The sequence below is a fragment of the Arthrobacter sp. A5 genome, from assembly GCF_051131705.1.
Taxonomy (GTDB): Bacteria; Actinomycetota; Actinomycetes; order Actinomycetales; family Micrococcaceae; genus Arthrobacter_M.
On sequence record NZ_CP180316.1, the window covers coordinates 3,722,390 to 3,739,265 of the forward strand.

Consider the following 16,876-nt stretch of genomic DNA (forward strand, 5'->3'; position numbering starts at 1 on the left):
ATGTCCAATGGACCATCCATCATACGCCTCGTCGAGAAGTTCTGTGCGCGTGGAGTGCCCGTGCCGGAAATATCCCGCCGCGGCAAGCTGTTAGATTCTATGTGAGCGGCGCCTCAAGTTAACCAGCGCCGGTGACGTGACGAACTCCGACCCGATGAAAGCGAAGTGCTCTTCCATGACCGCAAATCCTTCTGACGTTGTCATCTTGTCCGGGGCGCGGACACCCTTCGGGCGACTGAACGGCCAGCTGGGCGGATTCACCGCCGTCGAGCTGGGCGCCAAGGCCATTACCGGCGCGCTGGACCGGGCGGGCGTCAGTGCCGGTCAGGTGGACGCCGTCATTATGGGCCAGGTAATCCAGGCCGGAGCCGGCCAGAACCCGGCCCGGCAGAGCGCGATTGCAGCCGGTATCGGCTGGAATGTCCCCACCGTGACGATCAACAAGGTGTGCCTGTCCGGACTGGCCGCCATCACGGATGCCGCCCGCCTGATCCATTCCGGTGAGGCGAGCGTGGTGGTCGCCGGCGGCCAGGAGTCCATGAGCAACGGTCCGCACCTGCTCCCCGGTTCCCGCCAGGGCTGGACCTACGGTGACTTCACCGCCATCGATTCCGTTGCCCGTGACGGGCTGACCGACGCCTTTGACCATGAATCGATGGGCACCTCCACGGAGCGGCATAACGGCCGGCTCGGCATCGACCGGCGCGCCCAGGACGAGGTTGCGGCCGCGTCCCATCAGCGCGCCTCAGCCGCCGCGGAGTCGGGAATTTTTGACGATGAAATCGTCACCGTGGCGGTTCCGCAGCGCAAGGGCCCGGATCTGACCGTCGCCAAGGACGAAGGCCTGCGGCCGCAGACAACTGTCCAGACACTGGCTGGCCTGCGGCCGGCCTTCGCCAAGGACGGCACGATCACGGCAGGGAACTCCTCCCCACTCTCGGACGGTGCTGCCGCCGTCGTGCTCAGTACCCGCGGCTATGCAGAGGACAACGGACTGTCCTGGCTCGCCGTTGTCGGCAAGCCCGGGCAGGTGGCCGGACCGGATACCTCGCTGCAGTCACAGCCCTCCAATGCGATCAACAAGGCGCTCAAACTTGCCGGTTGGGCGGTGGCGGATCTGGACTTCATCGAAATCAACGAGGCGTTCGGGGCCGTCGCCGTGCAGTCCCTCAAGGATCTTGATTACCCGCTGGAAAAGTGCAATATCCACGGCGGGGCGATCGCCATGGGACACCCCATCGGTGCGTCCGGCGCGCGGCTTGCCCTGCACGCCGCACAGGAGCTCAGCCGGCGCGGCGCCGGCAAGGCTGCGGTGTCCCTCTGCGGCGGCGGCGGCCAGGGCGAGGCCTTGTTGCTGTACCGCGACTGACCCGACACAGGGGCTAACCCGCACAACGCGAATCTGCGACACAAGCCGCGCACTGTTGGGGTCTCGCCGCGCGCAGGAGCAGCTCCTGCGCGGGGCCCACTCCCAGCAGTGCGCAGAATGATCCGCCCCGATGCAAAGAAGCCCCGCACCAACCGGTGCGGGGCTTCTTTGTAGCTGAGAGTAACTGTTACTTGAGGGTAACGGTTGCTCCGGCTGCTTCCAGGGATTCCTTTGCCTTCTCGGCAGCTTCCTTGGTCGCGCCTTCGAGAACAGCCTTCGGCGCGGAGTCTACGACGTCCTTGGCTTCCTTCAGTCCGAGGGAGGTCAGGGCGCGCACCTCCTTGATGACGGCAATCTTCTTGTCGCCGGCGGCTTCGAGGATAACGTCGAAGGAATCCTTCTCGGCTTCTTCCTCAGCGGCACCGGCCGCGGGGCCCGCAACGGCAACGGCGGCGGCGGTGACCTCGAAGGTCTCCTCGAAGACCTTGACGAACTCGGAGAGTTCGATAATGGTCAGTTCCTTGAAAGCTGCAATGAGCTCGTCGTTGGTGAGCTTAGCCATGTGTGGCGCTCCTTCTTGTTTTTGGCCGTGATGGCCGGAGTCTATAACCTAAAGTCCTCGTGGAATTCAGGATGGAACCGGGGTTGGACCCCATGAGGACTAGGCCTCGGCGGACGCTTCTGCCGCAGGCGCTTCTGCTGCCGGCTCTTCGCCGGCGGCCGGTGCTTCGGCGTCAGCGGCCGAAGCCTCAACAACGGGAGCTTCGGTGCCTTCGTCAAGCTTGAGGCGCAGCGCGTCGAGGGTGCGGGCGGCCGCAGCCATCGGGGCGAGCAGAACCGCAGCAACACGGGCCAGCTGCACTTCACGCGACTCAAGAGCCGCAAGTGCGGCAACTTCAGCAGCATCCAGCGCTCTACCTTCGAAGTAACCGGTCTTGATGACCAGCGCCTTGTTGGTCTTTGCAAAATCCGTCAGGCTCTTTGCTGCCGCAACAGCGTCACCCTTAATGAACGCGATAGCGGTCGGGCCGGCCAGGTGGCCTTCAAAAGCACCAACACCGGCTTCCTTGGCCGCAATGGCGGTCAGGGTGTTCTTGACGACCGAGAATTTGTTCTCGCGGCCGAGAGAAACACGCAGCTCCTTGAGCTGTGCAACGGTGAGCCCGCGGTATTCGGTTAGGACTGCAGCGTTGGACGCGTTGAAATCGTTGGTGATTTCCTCCACGGCTGCCACCTTGTTCGGCGTTGCCATAACCCTCCTTCCGGGAAATTAAAGCCGGTCAGTTCGGGTCCCCGTGCCGGATGAGCAGCACATACTAAAAACGCCCCGCGCAGATGCCCGGGGCTTCGCCTCGACAGGGCATCCGGAGTCCGGATGGTGGTGGAGGCTCACTTCGTTCACCTGCGCCGGCCGCCCTAGCATAGGGACTTTCGGATGGAATTCCGCCCGTATTCCCGCTCGCGATGACAGATTGTGATCACTAGCGGGGGGGTGAATTTCCGTCGACCGACGGTCTTTGGTGATTTCAGCCTACGGGATGTACCCCCGGGTCGCCAAATCCTAGGTCCCGGTGCCGAGCGGCTTTTTCCACTGCCCGGTGACCCCCGCCGGCGCGAAGCCGAGCTTGCGGTTGACCTCAATCATGTAGTCCCGTTCCACCACGTTCCAGGTATAGACGGAACGGGCAAGCGGAAACCGCTCGGCCAGTAGCTCAAGATTCCCCACCTTGATCAACATGCCCAGGTTTTTCCCCCGATGCTCAGGCAGAACGATCGTGTCGTCCTGGAAAACCACGTCGTCCCGGTGTCCTAGCACCGAGATGGACGTGAAGCCAACCAGCTTGCCGATGGCCAGTTCCTCCACCGCTGTCACCAGCGTGTGCCGGCCACGCGCCTGGGCTAATGCCTCGGTCTCGCGGAGCCGGTCTACGGTCCACAGATCCTGCCCGTCGCCGTCGTGAGCAGCGTCGTCGCCGTCCGCGGCGGCGTCGGCGGCCATGGCGGCTTCCAGCGCGACGATGCATTCCGCCCACCGGTCCGGGCACTGGTCCACCCATTGATGCAGTGCGTAATCGCCGCCCTGCAGTCCGCTCAATCCGGCCTTCAGTCGGGCGGCCACGGCCGGGTCCAAGGGCACGTGGCAGGCACTGAACTGCCCTACCTGCTGCAGGTCATACCCGGCACTCCGGGCAAAAATCACCTCCCGGCTGCTCAGCGGCAGATATCCCAGGCCATCGGCCGCAGTCAGGCTCTCGTCGTCGCGCTGGCCGAGGGTGGAGGCCGGATGATTCGTCTCCACCATCACCTTGCGCCGGTTTTCGCCCCGGACAAACTGCTCGGCGGCGGCGAGCAGCTCACGGCCCACGCCGTTGTTCTGGGCCGAGGGCAGAACATCCAAGGTCACGTGCGCCAGATCGGTGTTGTCGGTCAGCGGCAGGGCAATCCCGGCACGACCCACAATCACCCCGTCGACCCGCGCCAGCAGGACCACGTACCACTCATATGGGTCCGAAAATGTCTGCAGCATTTCATCCGCCGTATAGGCGAGGTCGTCATTTCCCCAGGTATGGATCCGGACCTGACGTGATACCGCCACGGACGCCAGCAGATCCTGCGCCTCGGGACCCTCGAGGGAGTCCGGCGGCCGAAGCTGTTCGATCTGGATCGTCTTCACAAAATCCCTTCCGGACATGGACGGCCCGGCACCATACCCGCAACGTGCGGGGTACCGGGACGGCTGGGCAGATGCACCGCGTCGGTGCTGACGCTCAACGTCATTGTTGAAGCCACTTTCTCAGGGTTGATCAAATCATAGGCCCGCGGAAGGGGACACGGAGTCTGCGGGGGCGCCATCTACCGAATCCCGGCCGTCCCGGGATAGTCATCGATGACCAGTTGTAGGACAAAGTCGTGTTCCACGCGGGCGCCCAGGCGGAAGCTCTTCGTGCCGACTTCATGAAATCCGCACTTGGCGTAAAAGCGGAGCGCGCGCGTGTTTTCGCTATTGACGCCCAGCCATACCGACGCTCCGCCGAACTTGCGGGCGCGGTTGACGGAGTCATTCATGAGCCGGCGCGCCGTTCCGCCGCCGTGGTGTTCCGGATGGACATAGAACTTGCTCAGTTCGATGGCCGGCAGGGCCGTAACCGCGGCAGCCACTTTAGAATCCGACGGGGGCTCGGCCACCAGCAGGCTGTAGGCCAGCAGCGCCCCGTGCTCCTCCGCGACAAGGACCGCCGCGCGCGGATCCACGATGAAGCCGTCGAAATTCTCCGCGGCCAGATTGGTCCCGATAAACGCCGCGATATCAGTTTCACCGGCGTCCGGAGGACACGCCAGCGGGAAGGTCAGCGCAGCCAGGCTGGCAAGTGCCGGAACGTCAGGGATCTGGGCTGCACGGATCGTCACGGTCATGCCGGTTCCTTTCTGGTGGAGATGTCGTGGCCGAAACCCTGCGCAGGGCAGAAAAGGACGGCGCAGGGTACAAAAAGGCCGGTGCAGCAACTGCTGCACCGGCCTTCAGCGGGCTTTTATCCCTATGCTTCCGTCAGGACTTTGGTGACGCTCGGGTCCACGGCGATGCCCGGGCCGAACGTGGTGGCGACGGTTGCCTTCTGCAGGTAACGGCCCTTGGAAGCGGACGGCTTCAGACGAAGCACCTCTTCCAGGGCTGCCGCATAGTTCTCCGCCAACTGGACGGCCCCGAAGGAGACCTTGCCGACGATGAAGTGGAGGTTGGAGTGCTTGTCCACGCGGAAGTCGATCTTTCCGCCCTTGATGTCCTGCACAGCCTTGGCAACATCGTTGGTGACGGTACCGGTCTTCGGGTTCGGCATCAGGTTGCGCGGGCCCAGGATCTTACCCAGGCGGCCGACCTTACCCATCAGGTCCGGAGTTGCCACGGCGGAGTCGAAGTCGGTCCAGCCGCCCTGGATTTTTTCGATCAGGTCGTCAGAACCAACGAAATCGGCTCCGGCTGCGATCGCTGCCTCGGCACGGTCACCCGTGGCGAAAACAAGTACGCGGGCGGTCTTACCGGTTCCGTGCGGCAGAATAACGGTACCGCGCACCATCTGGTCCGCCTTGCGGGGGTCGACGCCCAACCGGAAAGCAACCTCTACGGTCGCATCGAACTTGGACGGGTTGGTTTCCTTGGCGAGCTTAATGGCCTCCATCGGCGCGTAGAAATTCTCCGCGTCGATCTTGGCGGCCGCTGCCTCATATGCTTTGCTGCGCTTTGCCATGCTGCTGTTTCTCCTTGTGCAGTTGTGGTCTGCGGACCGCGCTGGGCCCTGCCACCGGCGGCGGTTGGCACCTGCGCGCCCTGTCCGCCGTCGTTATCTGGTTTGTCTTGATATTCGGCGATCTCCACCCAGGCGCTGACGCCCTTGGTCGATCACCGGGGTAATGCTCGGGTTCCTCAGGCTTCGACGGTATTCAATGTGTCGAAGCCTTGCGGGACTCACTTCCGGCGGGTGCTTCGTTCCTCAACCCCCACCGTCCGTTCATTCCTCAGGCTTCGACGGTGATGCCCATGGAGCGGGCGGTGCCGGCGATGATCTTCATTGCGCCTTCGATGTCCGTCGCGTTCAGATCCACCATCTTCTGCGTCGCAATCTCGGTCACCTGGGCCTTGGTCAGGTTGGCAACCTTAACGGTATGCGGGGTTCCTGAACCCTTGGCAACACCGGCGGCCTTCTTGATCAGCTCTGCAGCCGGCGGCGTCTTGGTGATGAACGTGAAGGAACGGTCTTCGTAGACCGTGATTTCCACCGGGATAACGTTTCCGCGCTGGGATTCCGTGGCAGCGTTGTACGCCTTGCAGAATTCCATGATGTTGACACCATGCTGACCAAGGGCGGGTCCGATGGGAGGCGCCGGGTTAGCGGCACCTGCCTGGATCTGCAGCTTGATGAGGCCGGTGACCTTTTTCTTGGGGGCCAATTTCGGGTCCTTCTTTCAATAACTTTCCTGGGGCGACGGAGCGCACCCCAGGTTCTTTGACCATCATGGCGTGATGGTCACCGCTCCGTTCCGGCTAAGCGGGCCGGTCCGGAGCGAAAACTAATTATACGAGCTCCAGCCCTAGATCTTTGAAACCTGATTGAATGAGAGCGTGACGGGGGTTTCACGTTCAAAGATGGAGACCAACACCACCAAGGTCTGGGATTCCGGCTTGATTTCGGAGATGGTGGCCGGCAGCGTCTCGAACGGGCCGTCCTTGACGATAACGGACTCGCCAACCTCGAAGTCGATAATCGCATCAGCTGGATGGTGCCTGACCGGTTGGCCTGCTTCGGCCTGCTCTTCCTCGAAGATCGGCGCCAGCATCGAGAAGACCTCGTCCAGACGCAGCGGGACCGGGTTGTGGGCGTTGCCCACAAAGCCTGTGACGCCGGGAGTGTGGCGGACGACCCCCCACGATGCGTCGGTCAGATCCATCCGGACCAGGACATAGCCGGGGATGCGAACGCGGTTCACCACCTTGCGCTGCGCATTCTTGATCTCCACGACCTCCTCCATCGGAACCTGGATTTCGAAGATGTGCTCTTCCATATTCAGGGACGTGATGCGGGTTTCGAGGTTCGCCTTGACGCGGTTTTCGTAGCCGGCGTAGGAGTGGATAACATACCAGTCACCCTCCTGGCGACGCAGCCTGGCCTTGAATTCATCGGCCGGGTCCACTGCGGCTTCCGCCGCGGCGACCGCGAGGGCATCGACGTCGGACGGATCGGCGACGGCGTCGCTCGGGTCGGTCTCGTCGTCGGCCGTGTCGGTGCGATCGGCGACGGCGTCGCTCGGGACGGTCTCGTCGTCAGTCGGTTCCGTGTCGTCGGACGTGTGGCCGACGGAATCGGGCGTGTCTGCGACGGCGTCGCCCGAGTCGGTCTCGTCGTCGGCCACCTCCCCCTGCGCCTCCACGGATGATTCTTCTCCGGTTTCGGCTACAGCGGAATTCGAGTCGCCGTCTGCGTTTGCCGCAGCCGCACTTTCGTCCAGCACACTCTCGTTTACTTCGAGCTCCTGCTCAGACACGTATTTCCTGCTTTCCTAATCCGAACTTAAATGGCTCAAACCGACCCCGTACCGATGATTCCTGCGGGGTCGGCAATGTCGAGCGCCTTATTGCTCTACGGGGCCGCTTCCGCCAAAAATCCACAGGACGGCCTTACCGAAGGCAAGATCCAGGCCGGTGACGATTGCCATCATGATGATCACGAACACCAGCACCACAACCGTGTAATTCACCAGCTCTTTACGAGTCGGTGCCACAACCTTACGCAGCTCCCCGATGACTTGCCGGATGAAGAGTGCGATGCGCGCGAAGAACCCGGGCTTACTGGGCTTCGTGCTTTTCTTGGCGGGACGGCCCCGGGAGCTGCTGGCAGCTGTTTCGGTCACCAATGCCTCACTCATCCTCGTAGGTCCGGTCACCTGTTCAGAGCTGAACGGTTCCTTAGTGCTGGTTTTTCCACGCCGCTGTTTACTTCAGTGCTGGTTGTCGCTGAGCCGTGCAGCGGATCCGGGACCGATAATCGTGATGACTATCGGCCCGGGCCGCCGCACCGATTGTGCGCAGGGCAGACAGGACTCGAACCTGCAACCTGCGGTTTTGGAGACCGCTGCGCTACCAATTGCGCCACTACCCTATGTAGCCGGTGATCCCTCGCCATCCGCCCCGGCCTCCATCGGAGATCCTCTGCAGGAATCCGTCAGATAGGCGCGGTTCACCATGGCGATTTCAACACCGGGAAACAGTCTACGCAATCGAAGGCCCCACGTCGAACCGGGACGCCCGTACGCCTAAACTAGACTCGGATATCCCCGCCAGGTACGAACCTCTCCAGAAAGAGTCCCCCAAATGTCTGCCGAAGTGAGCGCAGTTCCCTCCGCCCCTGCCGCGCGGGTATCCGCCCGGATCGCCGCGATTGCCGAGTCGGCCACGCTGGCCGTGGATGCCAAGGCCAAGGCGCTCAAGGCGGCGGGACATCCGGTGATCGGATTCGGCGCCGGGGAACCCGACTTCGCGACTCCCGATTACATTGTTGAGGCGGCCATCGAAGCTGCCCGTCAGCCCCGCAACCACCGGTATTCCCCCGCGGCTGGCCTGCCGGAGCTCAAGGCGGCCATTGCCGCCAAGACCCTGCGGGATTCCGGTTACCGCGTTGACCCGTCGCAGGTGGTCGTCACCAATGGAGGGAAACAGGCCGTCTACGAGGCATTCGCAACCCTGCTGGATCCGGGTGACGAGGTGCTGCTGCCGACGCCGTACTGGACAACCTATCCGGAGGCCATCCGGCTTGCCGGCGGTGTACCGGTGGAGGTTTTCGCCGGGCCGGAGCAGGGCTATCTGATCAGCGTCGACCAGCTGGAGGCTGCCCTGACCCCGCGGACCAAGATCCTATTGTTCGTCTCGCCGTCAAACCCGACCGGGGCCGTATATTCCCCGGAACAGACCAAGGACATCGGTCAATGGGCGGCCGCGAAGGGCTTGTGGGTCATCACCGACGAAATCTACGAGCACCTGACATACGACGGCGTGCCGTTCACCTCGATTGCCACCGCGGCGCCGGAACTCGGCGACCGCGTGGTCATCCTCAACGGCGTCGCTAAGACCTACGCCATGACCGGCTGGCGGGTTGGTTGGATGATCGGGCCCAAAGACGTGGTGAAGGCGGCGACGAATCTGCAGTCACATGCGACCTCCAACGTCGCCAACATCACCCAGCTGGCGGCCCTTGCCGCCGTCGCCGGTCCTTTGACTGCCGTGGAAGAGATGAAGGTGGCCTTCGATCGTCGCCGCAAGGCCATCGTTGCGGGTCTCAATGCGATCGACGGCGTCGTTTGCCCAACGCCGCATGGCGCCTTCTACGTGTACGCGGACGTCCGCGGGTTGCTCGGCCGCGAACTGGGCGGCGTGCGGTGCGCCACTTCGGCCGAGCTGGCCGCCCTCATCCTGGACACGGTGGAGGTGGCCGTTGTTCCCGGCGAGGCGTTCGGCCCTAGTGGCTTCCTCCGATTCTCCTACGCCCTCGGAGACGATGACCTAGCCGTTGGCGTCCGTCGGCTGCAGGAGTTCCTGGGCAGCGCGGAGTAAGGGCAGCACAGAGTAGGGGCAAGGGAAAGTGGGGCGGTGCAAAAGAGGCGAGCCATGACGCTAGTGTTCGAGGCGATCCTGCCAGCGATGCCAGGGCGCTTCCATTTTCCAATGAACGCTTAGGGTGTGGAATGCGCGGGAGAAACGACGCATGAGATTCCTTGACCCGCATAGGGCTCGAGGCGAGATTCCCACACGGAGATTGGAATCGTAGCGGATTTTGCGATGCGGTCCAAGGATGAAACTCAAATCGATGTCGTCGTGCACTTGCGCATCGTATCGTCGTACGCTGCGCCGGATCTCGCACCAGCAGCTGCGCCGAATAGCCATATTGGAACCGAACAGGGGCCAGTGCGCCAGCGCTGCACCGACGGCGAGAAAGTACAGCCTCATGTACAGGATCCCTGCTAAGGCTCGCTGATAGCGGGGAAGACCATAAAAAACGCCGGGGCCGGTGAGACCTGTTAGCGTCTCATCCGCAGCAAAATGCGCGGCGATCCTGGCCAACCAATCGGGGGGAGGCCTGGAGTCCGCATCACACCGGACAAGAATATCCCCGACGGCGGCGTCGTAGCCGGCCGCGGCAGCGGCCCAAATGCCGCTCGCTTGCTCAAAAACCACCGCGGCACCATAGAGTTCGGCAATACGTGCGCTTTCGTCCCGGCATCCGTTGTCAACGACGATAACTTCAATCGGGTCCACTGTTTGCTTGGCGAGGGCCTGTAAGCACTGCTTGAGGTTTTCGGCATCGTCCCTGCAGGGGATCACTACAGACAGCGTCAGCACTCTGCGGACGGTCCACCCTTTGGGACAATCCCGACCTGACCGCCCGCCGTCGTCATACTCCGCCTAACATGAATGAAGGCTGCGGGCTACTTTTTTTCTTCCAGCCGCAGCGCGATGCCGATTGCGAAAAAAGTGGGTGCCCAGTGCCCGATGAAAATTCCCCAGCGGTCTGATTGGGCCTTGGAATCGTCCGGCTTGCCTCGGCTAATAAGCCACGCTATGAAGGAAAGGGCAATGGAGGCGAATCCACCAAGATACGCATACTCACTCTTGATTCCGGTTTCGTGAAGCTTCTCAATCATTCAGACCGACCTCCGTAGGTAATCAAATCGTTGAAGAGCTTCCAGCCTTGCACAGATCGTGCATGATTTGAAGGGTCTGGATGACGCTCCCCCTTTGACGGATGGCAACCTTCTCTCCGTGCGGGATCTGCAACTGATGTCAGCGCTTGACCTAGAGCGGGTCCTCGAGAGCGGCGTAGGCATCCAATGCTCTCTCCCGTGAAGGTGCTAGTTCTACTATGGGCGGCGGGTATTTCTTATTGCCGTCCTGGGAGTGTGGCCCTTTCCAGGGCTCGTGGATCGCCTTGGGACCGAGCCCGGCGAGCTCGGCGACGAACTGGCGCAAATAAGCCCCGTCCGGATCGAATTTACGACTCTGCGTTATTGGATTGAAAACTCTAAAATATGGTGCCGCGTCGGCACCGGAGCCGGCCACCCATTGCCAGTTCGCCGGATTGTTGGCGGCGTCAGCGTCCACCAACGTGTCCCAGAACCATTGCTCGCCAACCCGCCAGTCTACGAGCAGATTCTTGACCAGGAACGACGCAACGACCATGCGTATGCGGTTATGCATCCAACCGGTCTGCCAGAGCTGGCGCATTCCGGCGTCCACCAGCGGGTATCCGGTACGGCCTTGCTGCCAGGCTGCCAGTTCCCCCGGGGACGGTGTCTGCCATTGGAAGGCATCAAATTTCCGACGATAGTTTACGGCGGCGAGGTGCGGATGGAAGTAGAGCAGCTGCCAGCAGAACTCCCGCCACCCCAGTTCGGTACGGAACACCGCCAGATCCTCGGCTGCGCCTCCCTGGACGGAACGAATCGCGTGCCAGATTCGAAAGGGGCTGATTTCGCCAAACCGCAGATGTGGTGACAGCCGGCTGGTTGCTTCGACGGCTGGCTTGTCTCGATCCACGGCGTAGCCGGCGCCGCCGCGGTCGCAGAATTCCGCCAAGCGGCGTTCGGCTCCGTCTTCGCCCGGGGCCCATTCAGCGCTCAGTCCGGCAGCCCAGTCAGGTTTGGGCAGCAGGGACCAACTGCTCAACACGTCGCTGTCAGCATGGACGGCATCAATAAAGGACGATGCGGGCAGGGGATGGCGAGGTTCGGACCGATCGGTGCACGCTCGCCAAAATGGCGTGAAAACTTTATAGGGTGTTCCCGATCCCGTCTTGATCTCCCAAGGCTCGAACAGCAGATTGGCGTGAAAACTTGCCACCTCCAGCCCTTGGTTAGTCAAGGCAGCTTTGATCTGTCCATCAATGGCTCTCTCCGCCGAGCCATAGCGGCGGTTCCAAAAAACCCCTTCTACTTTCATCTCGCTGACGAGATCGCCCACTACGTCAAAGGCTTTGCCGCGCCGGAGTACAAGAGTGGAGCCGATTGCCTTCAGCGACAAGTCCAACGCAGCCAAGGATTTGTGGAGCCACCATTTCGTGGCACCGCCCAAAGGCCGTATCCCGGTGCTCTGCTCATCCAGAATGTAGACGACGGCAACCTTTCCGCCTCGGCCGCAGGCAGCATGAAGTGCAGGATTGTCGACTAGGCGCAGGTCATCGCGAAGCCACACCAGAGAAGTGCCCATTGGCGGTCAATCCACCTTTCAATTAATGTTCGGACGCGCCTAGAGTTCGACGACGTGACTGTCACCGGCGTTGATCTGCTTGCCGGTGACGCGCGCCTTGGCCCAGCGAAAGGCGACGCTGGCCACGCCGCCGGGCGTTTCCCAGTATTCGGCCGAATCCGAGTCGACGTGAATGAGCGTCAGACCAGGTGTTTCAGGGCCGTCGGGGAAGAACGCCGTATTGGCCTGACTCCACAGCTCCTTGACCTTCGCCGTGTCCTGCAAGGTCTTAGCAGTGCCGGAGACCGATACCCAGTCGGTGCCATGACCGAAGGAAACATTGACCTTATTGCTTAGTTCCAGCTCCGCCACGACGGAGGTGTCCTTATCGGTAAGGAACCACAGGTCCGCATCGTCAGCGGTCTGCTGTACGGTCATCGGCCGGCTGATCGGCGTTCCATCTTTGTCGACGGTGGTGAACATGCCGATTTTGGACTCATTAACGATATCGATGATCCGGCGGATTTCCTCATTCTCTGCCATGACGTCTCCTTGCGTTGCGGTGGTAGCTTCTTCCATTTTCATCCTATGGGTCCCGGTCAAGGGCCGGGAGGAGAACTTCATCGTGCGGCGTACCAGATGAGTAACAGCGTCACCAGGAAGCCGGTCGAAAAATTGATCCACAGGAATCGCTTCCAGCCGGCATTGGCGGATTCGGCCGAGGCATCCGTGATGAACCAGTAGGGCGCGGCGCTGGCCGCGTAAGGAAGGACAAGAATGGCAGCTAATGGTCCCGGCCAGCTGGTTCCTAGCATCAGGACGCCGCCCAAGAGGTACAGGATCACGGACAGCCGGACGGTGCGTCTTCCATTGAGGACTGTGGCGATGGAACGGATGCCGGCGTCGCGGTCCGCGGTGATGTCCTGCACAGCGCCGAAGGCATGACTGGCTACGCCCCATAAAAAGAACGCACCCAACAGGGCCAGGAGCTGCGTGTTCCATACCGCCCCTGCCAATGCCAGTGCGAAGGTGGCGGGGCTGACGAAGTGGGTACTGGAGGTAATAGAGTCCAAAAAGGGCCGCTCTTTGAAGCGCAGCCCTGGAACGCTGTAGGCCATAACAGCGAAGACGCTCACCGCGAGCACGGCCCACGACAGCGGATTGCCGACCACGGCAAGATAGATCAGAAAAGGGACATTCGTGACTGCGGCGGCGATGAGCGTCGTGCGATGCATGACCCGCCCGAGTACCGCGCCCTCCACTCCGCCTTTTCGTGGATTTCGCAGATCGGACTCATAGTCGAAAACATCGTTGATGCCGTACATGGCCAAATTGTAGGGAATCAGGAAGTACAAGGTTCCGATAACCCAGGTGAGATCTATTCCTCCGGTCGTCAGCAGATAGGCGGCCCCAAACGGGTATGCGGTGTTGACCCAGGAAATGGGTCGGGAGGAGACGAATAGAACTCGTAGGGGGGATGGTGTGGTTGACTGCTCAGTCATGGGGTCCTTCCTGCAACGTTGTCGTCCTACCCGGCTTCTTGGCCAGCCCGATCCACATGGCCGGCAGCAGCAGGAGCGCACCGACCGGGTACGCGAAGTCCTCGAGGGGGGCCAGCCCGATCATTGCGCCGGAAATCTTCTCCGGATTGTAGCCAAAGAGGCCTGCGGCGATCATCGCGTTGTCGAAAACAGCCGTCAGCACCAACAGCAGCGCTGCAGATTGCCCCACCGCTCGCAGATGAAAGGACCAAAGCTTGCCGCTAAGGGGGCTCCGCTGACTGATTCGGATGAAGGCGGCAACCGCGGCGACGGCAGCGGGTAGCAGGAACACGACGTTGATAGTCCAATACGTCATGAGGCACTCGCATCCCGGGATGCACGGCCGACGGAACCGGTGCCGGTCCGGGGAGCCGGCTGGAAGCTGCCGGTGCGCGCCCGCCGACTCAGGCCGGTGTAAAGGATCATGGTCAGATAGCACAGGAATGCCAGGAAGAAGGCTTCCTCCAACGGAAGCTCGGGAGCGATCATGAGGCCCGTCATAATATCTGTTTCCCCGCGATAGAAGATGCCCAATCGAATTCCCGTCACGTCCCACGACAGAAAGAATGCCATCCCTATAGCCACCACAACGGAGGCGCAGACTGGTTGTTCCCAGAAAAACAGGCGGTATCGCCAGTCCAAGGTGGCCATTCCGGCCAGGGAAAGGAGCAAAACGCCCAAATACAGCATGCTCATCACCGGCTGACTCTGTCCCCGGACCTCAAATATAGGGGGGTGAGTGGTTCCGGCATAGGAGAGCTGGAGCGGTCTTTGCGGAGGCGTTTGACGGCCAGTTCGGCACTGATCAGGCACATCGGCAACCCGATGCCGGGGATGGTTGAGCTTCCGGCGTAGATCAGCCCCGTCACTTTTCGGCTCGCGTTCCCGGAACGGAGGAACGCGCTTTGTTTTAGCACATGTGCCGGTCCGAGGGCTCCCCCATGCCAGGCATTGAGGTCCATGGCGAAGTCACCCGGTGAAATTGTCCGTCGTGTTCGGACCCGGTCGGCCAGGTCGGGGATATCGGCCCAGGAGGAAATTTGCTCGATCACCGCATCCGCTATGCTCTCGATCCGATCGTCACCGGCTTTATCGACGCCGCCGCGGCCCAAGGAGGGGTCCGCCGGAATCGGCACCAGGACGAAGACGTTCTCACTGCCGTCCGGACTAAGAGAATCATCCGTTTGGCTCGGTTTGCAGATGTACAGCGATGCCGGCTCGGGGACGGAAGAGGGATCGCCGAAAATGCGGTCGAAATTCTCGGTCCAGTTTTCGGTGAACAGTAAGGTGTGATGTTCCAGTTGGGGCAGGCTTCCCTCGACGCCCAGGCAAAGCAGGATGGCGCCGGGCCCGGAAATTCGCCGGCCCCAATACCGCTCCGGAAAGGTCTGCAAATGGTGCGGGAGCAGCGTAGTTTCCATGTGATGGAGATCGGCGGCGCCCACCACAACGTCGGCGGCCAGTTCACGGTTGTTCCCGTCAGCGTCGGTGAAGCGGACCCCGGTCACGCGTGGACGACTCCGATTGCGACCGCTGGGTGCGGTGATGATTTCAGTGACGGGACTGTTGGTGAGAAGGTTCGCCCCCTCTGCGTGGGCAAGACCTGCGATGGAACGAATCACCGTATCGAAGCCGCCCATGGGGTAAAGAACGCCGTCGGAGAGGTCCAAATGGCTCATCAGGTGGAACATGCTGGGCGCGGTGAAAGGTGACGCACCCAAGAACACGGCCGGATATCCCAGAATCTGGCGTAATTGCGGATTTCGAACGTACCTCCCCGCAAAGCTATCCAGAGGTTGCAGCAACAGACGGGCCAGTTTGGGCAGACGCTGCAGGACCTCCGGTCGCAGGAACGATCGAAAGGACTGGAACGAGGTGTAGAGAAAATGACGAATCGCCATCGTGTAGGTCTCTTCGGCAGAGGTGAGGTATTTGTCCAGCATTTTGCCCGCACCTGGCTCCATGCTTTCAAATAGTTCGACGACGTTGGTCCTGCCCGCTGGCAGGTCCACCGGTGTTTTTTCGGCTTCAAAAATAACGCGGTAGGCGGGGTCCAGCCGCACTAAATTCAATTGCTCCGCCGCAGAGGTGCCGAGGAGTCGGTAGAAGTGGTCGAATACCTCCGGCATCAGGTACCAGGAAGGCCCGGTGTCGAAGGTGAAACCTTGCGATTTCCACTGGCCTGCCCGGCCGCCGAGGGTGTCCTGCTTTTCCAGCAAAGTGACGGTGTATCCACTCCTGGCTAGCAGGGCGGCGGCGGCGAGGCCGCCGATGCCACCGCCGATTACCACGGCGTGCCCTGCCGGGTGCTCCGTTGGGGGAAAGCCTGCGAAGTCTTTGGGCTCAGACATCAGCCGGCGTTTCTGCTCGTGAAAATGACACGAGTGTGAGGGCAGCGGCAACGACAAGCCGTAATTTGACGCGGTTTGGTACTCGGATTCGACGTTGGAGCAAGTCTTTGGCCGGCGTACGGCGGGTCCGTCGGGACAATTCGGAGAACAACGCATGGGCAAGGGCCACGGCCCGTCTGCTGCCTGGCGGCAGAGCGCTGATTGCTGCTTTGCTGATCAATAGATCCCTATCAATGTCATCCAGCAGGCCGTCTTTTTGAGCATCGGTCAGCCGGTCAGGCACAAGATCCGGAAAGTAGCTTCGCCCCAGGACCATGAAATCCATTGAAAGATCACGCAGGAAGTTGATCTTTTGGAATGCCGCCCCCAAGTGGCGGGCCTCGTCCTTTAGCGCCTCGTAGGTGCCAGTGGCATCGCACTGATCAATGAGGAACGCTCGCAAACACATCAGTCCGATCACTTCGGCTGATCCATAAATATATTGTTCGAAGCTCTCACGCGTAAACGCTGCTGGTTGTAGGTCCGATCGCATGGATGAGAAGAATGGACGCGTCAACTCTTGTCCAAAGCCGGCGGTTCTGGCCGTCCGTGCAAAGGCATGCACGATCAGGTTGGTGCTGTAACCACATTTGATGGCGCGTTCCACTTCCGCCTCAAGGTCATCGAGTTGGCGGCCGATAGCGCTGCCTTCAATTTTGGCTGCAGCCGCACCGTCTACCATTTCGTCCGCTATCCGCACCAGGGCATAAACATTCGCCACATGCGGACGAATCTCGACGGCGAGCAGCCGAACAGCCAGCGAGAAGGACGTAGAGTACTGCCGGATGACGACGGCGGCGCTCTGCGCCGCGACTCGGTCATAAAGGTCCGCTGTCGTATTTTTCATTTC

The 16,876-nt window shown here is 61.4% G+C and carries 19 protein-coding genes and 1 tRNA gene; 2 read left to right on the plus strand and 18 right to left on the minus strand.

Annotated elements, in window-relative coordinates; translation table 11 throughout:
* Positions 1–175: 175 nt before the first annotated feature.
* Positions 176–1,369, plus strand: a complete 1,194-nt coding sequence (locus tag ACLLJI_RS17635) for an acetyl-CoA C-acetyltransferase (protein WP_434614983.1) — start codon at positions 176–178, stop codon at positions 1,367–1,369.
* 187 nt (positions 1,370–1,556) lie between these two features.
* Here ACLLJI_RS17635 and rplL read toward each other — a convergent pair whose 3' ends face one another.
* The 9 genes from rplL to ACLLJI_RS17680 all read right to left on the minus strand — a co-directional run bounded on the left by rplL (position 1,557) and on the right by ACLLJI_RS17680 (position 8,019).
* Positions 1,557–1,931: a 50S ribosomal protein L7/L12 gene (gene rplL, locus ACLLJI_RS17640; RefSeq protein ID WP_283559744.1), complete on the minus strand. Its 375-nt coding sequence runs from the start codon at positions 1,929–1,931 to the stop codon at positions 1,557–1,559.
* A 99-nt stretch (positions 1,932–2,030) separates the two neighbouring features.
* The gene (rplJ, locus tag ACLLJI_RS17645; protein ID WP_283559746.1) at positions 2,031–2,621 is read right to left on the minus strand and encodes a 50S ribosomal protein L10; all 591 of its coding nucleotides are present in this window, start codon (positions 2,619–2,621) and stop codon (positions 2,031–2,033) included.
* Positions 2,622–2,930: 309 nt separating this feature from the next.
* On the minus strand, positions 2,931–4,043 hold the full coding sequence (locus ACLLJI_RS17650) for a GNAT family N-acetyltransferase (protein ID WP_283559747.1): 1,113 nt from the start codon (positions 4,041–4,043) through the stop codon (positions 2,931–2,933).
* A 179-nt stretch (positions 4,044–4,222) separates the two neighbouring features.
* The gene (locus ACLLJI_RS17655) at positions 4,223–4,783 is read right to left on the minus strand and encodes a GNAT family N-acetyltransferase (protein ID WP_434614988.1); all 561 of its coding nucleotides are present in this window, start codon (positions 4,781–4,783) and stop codon (positions 4,223–4,225) included.
* 122 nt (positions 4,784–4,905) lie between these two features.
* Positions 4,906–5,613, minus strand: coding sequence for a 50S ribosomal protein L1 (rplA, locus tag ACLLJI_RS17660; RefSeq protein WP_283559749.1), 708 nt, complete (start codon positions 5,611–5,613; stop codon positions 4,906–4,908).
* A gap of 268 nt (positions 5,614–5,881) precedes the next feature.
* Positions 5,882–6,313, minus strand: coding sequence for a 50S ribosomal protein L11 (rplK, locus tag ACLLJI_RS17665; RefSeq protein WP_196396932.1), 432 nt, complete (start codon positions 6,311–6,313; stop codon positions 5,882–5,884).
* Between the two features lie 141 nt (positions 6,314–6,454).
* Positions 6,455–7,405, minus strand: a complete 951-nt coding sequence (gene nusG / locus ACLLJI_RS17670; RefSeq protein ID WP_434614993.1) for a transcription termination/antitermination protein NusG — start codon at positions 7,403–7,405, stop codon at positions 6,455–6,457.
* Between the two features lie 87 nt (positions 7,406–7,492).
* On the minus strand, positions 7,493–7,786 hold the full coding sequence (gene secE / locus ACLLJI_RS17675; RefSeq protein ID WP_283559752.1) for a preprotein translocase subunit SecE: 294 nt from the start codon (positions 7,784–7,786) through the stop codon (positions 7,493–7,495).
* A gap of 160 nt (positions 7,787–7,946) precedes the next feature.
* Positions 7,947–8,019 (minus strand) — tRNA-Trp (locus ACLLJI_RS17680).
* 212 nt (positions 8,020–8,231) lie between these two features.
* Here ACLLJI_RS17680 and ACLLJI_RS17685 point away from each other — a divergent pair.
* Positions 8,232–9,467 carry a pyridoxal phosphate-dependent aminotransferase gene (locus ACLLJI_RS17685; RefSeq protein WP_283559753.1) on the plus strand — a complete coding sequence of 412 codons (1,236 nt, stop codon included), beginning with the start codon at positions 8,232–8,234 and terminating at the stop codon, positions 9,465–9,467.
* 60 nt (positions 9,468–9,527) lie between these two features.
* On the opposite strand, the gene ACLLJI_RS17690 is transcribed toward ACLLJI_RS17685, so the two are convergent.
* The 9 genes from ACLLJI_RS17690 to ACLLJI_RS17730 form a co-directional block, all read right to left on the minus strand.
* Complete coding sequence (locus ACLLJI_RS17690) at positions 9,528–10,253, minus strand: glycosyltransferase family 2 protein (protein WP_434614998.1); 726 nt, start codon at positions 10,251–10,253, stop codon at positions 9,528–9,530.
* Between the two features lie 86 nt (positions 10,254–10,339).
* Positions 10,340–10,555 carry a hypothetical protein gene (locus ACLLJI_RS17695; protein WP_434615001.1) on the minus strand — a complete coding sequence of 72 codons (216 nt, stop codon included), beginning with the start codon at positions 10,553–10,555 and terminating at the stop codon, positions 10,340–10,342.
* Between the two features lie 151 nt (positions 10,556–10,706).
* Complete coding sequence (locus ACLLJI_RS17700) at positions 10,707–12,116, minus strand: cryptochrome/photolyase family protein (protein ID WP_434615004.1); 1,410 nt, start codon at positions 12,114–12,116, stop codon at positions 10,707–10,709.
* A gap of 39 nt (positions 12,117–12,155) precedes the next feature.
* Positions 12,156–12,638: a pyridoxamine 5'-phosphate oxidase family protein gene (locus ACLLJI_RS17705; protein ID WP_434615007.1), complete on the minus strand. Its 483-nt coding sequence runs from the start codon at positions 12,636–12,638 to the stop codon at positions 12,156–12,158.
* 77 nt (positions 12,639–12,715) lie between these two features.
* Positions 12,716–13,597, minus strand: a complete 882-nt coding sequence (locus ACLLJI_RS17710; protein ID WP_434615010.1) for a prenyltransferase — start codon at positions 13,595–13,597, stop codon at positions 12,716–12,718.
* The gene (locus tag ACLLJI_RS17715) at positions 13,590–13,952 is read right to left on the minus strand and encodes a lycopene cyclase domain-containing protein (protein WP_434615013.1); all 363 of its coding nucleotides are present in this window, start codon (positions 13,950–13,952) and stop codon (positions 13,590–13,592) included. Before ACLLJI_RS17715 ends, ACLLJI_RS17710 begins: the two co-directional genes overlap by 8 nt.
* Positions 13,949–14,332: a lycopene cyclase domain-containing protein gene (locus tag ACLLJI_RS17720; protein ID WP_434621638.1), complete on the minus strand. Its 384-nt coding sequence runs from the start codon at positions 14,330–14,332 to the stop codon at positions 13,949–13,951. The genes ACLLJI_RS17715 and ACLLJI_RS17720 overlap by 4 nt, the downstream gene beginning before the upstream one ends.
* Entirely contained in the window at positions 14,332–15,987 is a 1,656-nt protein-coding gene (crtI, locus tag ACLLJI_RS17725) for a phytoene desaturase family protein (RefSeq protein ID WP_434615016.1), read from the minus strand. The genes ACLLJI_RS17720 and crtI overlap by 1 nt, the downstream gene beginning before the upstream one ends.
* Entirely contained in the window at positions 15,980–16,873 is an 894-nt protein-coding gene (locus ACLLJI_RS17730) for a phytoene/squalene synthase family protein (protein ID WP_434615019.1), read from the minus strand. The genes crtI and ACLLJI_RS17730 overlap by 8 nt, the downstream gene beginning before the upstream one ends.
* Positions 16,874–16,876 lie beyond the last annotated feature (3 nt).